Source organism: bacterium (assembly GCA_030654305.1).
Lineage (GTDB): Bacteria > Krumholzibacteriota > Krumholzibacteriia > LZORAL124-64-63 > LZORAL124-64-63 > PNOJ01.
Genome location: JAURXS010000538.1, coordinates 1 through 4,585, shown reverse-complemented (window position 1 = coordinate 4,585; position 4,585 = coordinate 1). Strand labels below are relative to the sequence as shown.

General features: G+C 73.8%; 5 protein-coding genes. All 5 read left to right on the top strand.

The annotated features are described in order from the left end of the window. On the top strand, positions 1-532 hold a 532-nt coding region (locus Q7W29_15020; protein MDO9173133.1), incomplete at its 5' end, for a glycosyltransferase family 9 protein. After that, positions 529-1,602 (top strand): glycosyltransferase family 9 protein, encoded by a 1,074-nt coding sequence (locus tag Q7W29_15015; protein MDO9173132.1) that lies wholly within the window; start codon positions 529-531, stop codon positions 1,600-1,602. The genes Q7W29_15020 and Q7W29_15015, both read left to right, overlap by 4 nt. Continuing rightward, positions 1,599-2,462 carry a DUF3108 domain-containing protein gene (locus Q7W29_15010; GenBank protein MDO9173131.1) on the top strand — a complete coding sequence of 288 codons (864 nt, stop codon included), beginning with the start codon at positions 1,599-1,601 and terminating at the stop codon, positions 2,460-2,462. The genes Q7W29_15015 and Q7W29_15010 overlap by 4 nt, the downstream gene beginning before the upstream one ends. Then, positions 2,459-4,036, top strand: coding sequence for a glycosyltransferase family 39 protein (locus tag Q7W29_15005; GenBank protein MDO9173130.1), 1,578 nt, complete (start codon positions 2,459-2,461; stop codon positions 4,034-4,036). The genes Q7W29_15010 and Q7W29_15005 overlap by 4 nt, the downstream gene beginning before the upstream one ends. Beyond that, the coding region (locus Q7W29_15000) for a sugar transferase (GenBank protein MDO9173129.1) at positions 4,033-4,585 on the top strand (553 nt) is incomplete at its 3' end. The genes Q7W29_15005 and Q7W29_15000, both read left to right, overlap by 4 nt.

Below are 4,585 nucleotides of genomic sequence, written 5' to 3'. Positions count from 1 at the left end.
CGCGGCGCTGGCGGCGCTGGGCGTCGACGCGGCGCGGCCGTACCTGCTGTTCGCGCCCGGCGCCACCTGGCCGTCCAAGGCCTGGCCCCGCGCGTCGTGGGACGAACTGCGCCACCTCCTGGCGGGCGCGGACCCGCGTCCCGTCGTCGAGCTCTCCTCGCCGGGCACCGATCTCGAGGTCGGGCCGTGGGCGGCGGGCGCGCCGGGCGGTCGGCTGCCCGTTCTGGGTCTGGCCGACGTCGTGGCCGCAGTCGCCGGCGCGGACGCCGTCGTGACCGTCGACGGCGGCATCGCCCACGTCGCGGTGGCCTGTGGCCGTCCCACGCTGGCGATCTTCGGTCCGACGGACCCCGCGATCTGGTTCCCCTACGAGAGCTTCGGACCGTACCGCGTGCTGTGCACCCGACCCGCCTGCCATCCCTGCGACCGGCACGCCTGCCCGCCGGCCGAGTTCGTCTGCCTGCCCGCGCTGACGGCCGCCGCCGTCGCCGAGGCGCTGCCGCTCACGGGCGGATCGGGGGCCGGACGATGAACCCGGCCTTCAGCGACGACCTGCCGCGGCTGCGCCGGATCCTGGTGATCCGCCGCCGCGCCCTCGGCGACGCCGTGGTCACGCTGCCGGCGGTGCACGCGCTGGCTGCGGCCTGCCCGCAGGCGCGGGTCGACCTGCTCGTGGACCGGCCCTTCGTCCCCCTGCTGCGGGAACTCGCCGACCGCGTCCGGGTGGTGAGCTGGCCGCCGTCGCCGCAGGAGGCGCCGTCGGGTTGGCTCCCTCACCTGCGCGCCCAGCGGTACGACCTCGTGGTCGACATCCTGAGCACGCCCCGCACGGCCCTGTGGACCGCCCTGAGCGGCGCCCGCTGGCGCGTCGGCTACGCCCTGCGGTGGCGGCGCTGGGCCTACAACCTGCCGGTGCCGCGCGATCGCCAGGACGGCCACCGGTTGCGGCAGTTCGCCGCCGAAGGCTTCCTGGAACTGGCGCGGACGCTGGGCGCCGACACCGCGCCGTGGCGGCCCGGCGGTTTCGCGAGCGGGATCGGCCGCACGGGTGACGACCCGACGCGCGCCGCCGATGGCTGGCCGGGAGACGGCGGTCGCCCGCGGATCGGCCTGATCCTGAGCGCGACCTGGCCGGTGAAGTCCTGGCCGGTCGTTGAAGCCGTGCGCCTGATGCGGGCGCTCGCGGCGCGCGGCGCTTCGGTGCTGCTGATCCCGGGGCCGGGCGACCGGGACATCGCGGCGGCCGTCGCCGCGGCGGCGCCCGAGCTGCGGATCGCTCCGGCCACGGATCTGTTGGAGCTGACCGGGCTGCTGGGGCGGCTCGATGTGCTGGTAGCGACCGATTGCGGCCCGCGCCACATCGCCGCCGGTCTGGGCGTGCCGACGGTGACCCTGTTCGGCCCGACCGACCCGCGGGGCTGGAACCCGGAACATCCCTTGCATATCATGGTACGGACCGGGGAACCTTGTTCCCCCTGCGACCTGTTGACATGTCCGGTGGCCGGTCATCCCTGCATGACGGGTCTGCGCGCCGAACGCGTGTTGACGGCGCTGGATGGTCTGACGGCTCGCCTGCGGGCCGCGACGAGGGAGGTCACATGAGCCTGCGACGACTCCGGGCGGTCATCACGCCGACGGTCTGGGCCGCGGCGGTGTTCGCCGTGCTCGTGGCGGTGGCCGTCGGGCGCGCCCTCGCCGACCCGCTCGCCGTCGATCCCGCCGCTGGTCCGGAAACGACCGCCACCGCACCGGATCCTGCCGCCGCGTTCGCGCCGGTGCCGTACGGGCCGGGCGAAATGCTGGTCTTCTCGATCGACTACGGTCCCGTCAACGCCGGCGAGGCCTCCCTGGAGGTCGGGGAGGTCGTCGACTCCGGCGGCCGCCCCTGCTACCCCGTGGAGAGCAAGGCGGCGTCCAACCGCTTCTTCTCGGCGTTCTACCTCGTGCGGGACAAGGTCACCACCCACATCGACGTGCACACGCTCGCGACGCGCTACTTCAGCAAGCGGTTGCGCGAGGGCGACTACCGCAAGAACGTGGCGATCCGCTACGACCAGGAAGCGGGCAAGGCCCGCCACCTCGACGGTCGCGACGAGGACGTTCCCACCGGGGTGCAGGACATCCTGTCGGCCTTCTACTTCGTCCGCACCCTGCCGCTGGAACCCGGGCAGCCGGCCCTGGTGACCACGCACAGTTCGCGCAAGACCTACGACCTCGTGGTCAACGTCCACGGCCGCGAGCGGATCACCGTCCCGGCCGGCACGTTCGACTGCCTCGTCGTGCAACCGGTCATCCAGGGCGAAGGGCTCTTCCAGTTCGAGGGCGACCTCACGATCTGGCTGTCGGACGACGAGCACCGCCTGCCCGTGCTCATGAAGACGAAGGTGAAGGTCGGGGCCATCGACGCCTCGCTGAAATCGTACCGGCTCGGCCGTCCCCTGCACCCGGAGGTCCGGCCGTGAGCCAGCGCCCGCACGACACGTTCGCCCGCCTCGGCGCCATGCCGGCGCTCGATCCCGCCGGCCGGCGCAGCGAACGCCTGCTGTTCGTGATCCTGGTGACGGCCGCGGCGGCGATCCTGCGCGGGTACCACCTCGGCGCCTCGCCGCTGTGGATCGACGAGTACCAGACCTGGCGCAACCTCCATCCCGGAGCCGGGCATGGGCTCTGGGAGCAGTTCCGCGACAACATCCAGGGCCCGCTGTACCTGCTGCTGAGCTGGCGCCCCGGGCAGCCGGCATCGCCCGAGTGGCTCCTGCGGCTGCCGGCGGCGCTGGCCGGCGTCCTGGCCGTCCCGGTGATGTACAAGCTCGGCAGCGAGTGGCGCGACCGCTCGACCGGCGCCTGGGCGGCCCTGCTGCTCGCGCTCAACCCCTTCCACGTCTGGTACGGGCAGGAGGCGCGCGGCTATTCCCTGATGATCCTGCTCGCCATGGCGGCGACCCTGCAGCTGCTGCGCATGCAGCGCCACGGCGCCTCGACGCGGGGCGGCCTGACCTACGGCCTGCTCGCCGGCCTCGCCGTGCTGAGCAACATGTCGGCGCTGTTCCTGGTCGCGGCCCACGCGCTGGGCGTGCTGCTGCTGCACCGGCCGCGGGACGGCCGGGCCTGGCGCGGGTGGGCGGTCGCCTTCGGGTTGACGGGCCTGATCGCCCTGCCGTGGCTGCTGCAGGCGACGGGCTTCTGGTACCCCGGCCGGCTGGCGCCCGGGGGAGGGGGCGGGCTGTTGCCCGAGGGGCAGGAACGCCTGACGCCGCTGGCCGTGCCCTACGCCCTGCACACCTTCTTCTACGGCTTCAGCCTGGGGCCGACGCTCGAGGAACTGCACCGGCCCGACCGCCTGGAGATCGTCCGCCGCTACCTGCCGCTGCTGGCGGCGGGCGCGCTCGCTGCCGCGTTCCCGGCGCTCACGGGCTGGTGGCGCAGCCGGCGGCGACTCGAGACGGCGCTGTGGGTGGCGGTGCCGTTCGTCGCGCTGGTCGCGATGCGCCTGCTGGACGTGAAGACCTTCACGCCCCGCTACCTGGCGGTGACGGCCCCCTTCCTGCTGCTCGCGGCCGGTCACGGCCTCAGCACGCTGCACGGTTGGACGGTGCGGATGGCGAGCCTGGCCCTGCTCGGGCTGACCCTGTGGTCGTCGGCCAGCTACCACGTCGATCCGCGATACGCCAAGGACGACGTGCGATCGGCCGCTGTCTGGATCGCTAACCAGGACGCCGCGGGCGAACCGGTGCTCGTGCCCGTGGTCACCGACCTGTTCCGCCTCTACTACGATGGCCGCGGCGAGGTGCGCGACTTCTGGGGGCTCGGCGCGATCGGCAGCCGCGCCGACGCGACCCGGGTACTGTCCGAGAGGATCGGCGGCGCCGATCAGGCTTGGCTGGTCCTGTGCCGCAGCGGGACGCTCGACCCGGGCCACCACTTCCCCGCGGCGCTCGACGACCTGGGCGACGTGGTCGCGGTGCGCGAGTTCCCCGGCGTCACCGCCCTGCGCTGGCGGCGCGCGCCGGCGGCGGACGGGGAGGTCGGCCGGTGAGCCCGCGGCCCCCCGCCACGGACGTCTTCGCCGCCGCCGGCGGCTACGACGCCTTCATCGCGCGCGATCCCGACGGGCCGGTGCCCGCCGCCGATCCGGTCGGCGCGGTGTTCAAGCGCCTGGTCGACCTGCTGGGCGCCGCCGTCGGCCTGCTGCTCGTGATGCCGGTGTTCCCGCTGCTCGTCCTGCTGATCCGGCTCGACTCCCCGGGGCCGGTGTTCTTCCGCCAGCGGCGCGTCGGCCTGCGTGGCCGTGTCTTCTACTGCTACAAGTTCCGATCCATGGTCGCGGATGCCGAAGTGCGCAAGGAGGATCTTGCCCACCTGAACGAGGCCAGCGGCGCCGCCTTCAAGATCGAACGCGACCCGCGCATCACCGGCGTCGGCCGTTTCCTGCGGCGCAGCAGCCTCGACGAGTTCCCGCAGCTGTTCAACGTGCTGCGCGGCGAGATGTCGGTGGTGGGCCCGCGCCCCCAGATCCCCAGCGAGGTGGCCGCCTACACGCCGGCCCAGGCGCGCCGGCTCCAGGTGAGGCCCGGGCTGACCTGCC

Bases quoted from the DNA above. Each gene is read 5' to 3' on its own strand.
- Q7W29_15010 (MDO9173131.1), top strand. From the start codon at position 1,599: ATGAGCCTGCGACGACTCCGGGCGGTCATCACGCCGACGGTCTGGGCC.
- Q7W29_15015 (MDO9173132.1), top strand. From the start codon at position 529: ATGAACCCGGCCTTCAGCGACGACCTGCCGCGGCTGCGCCGGATCCTG.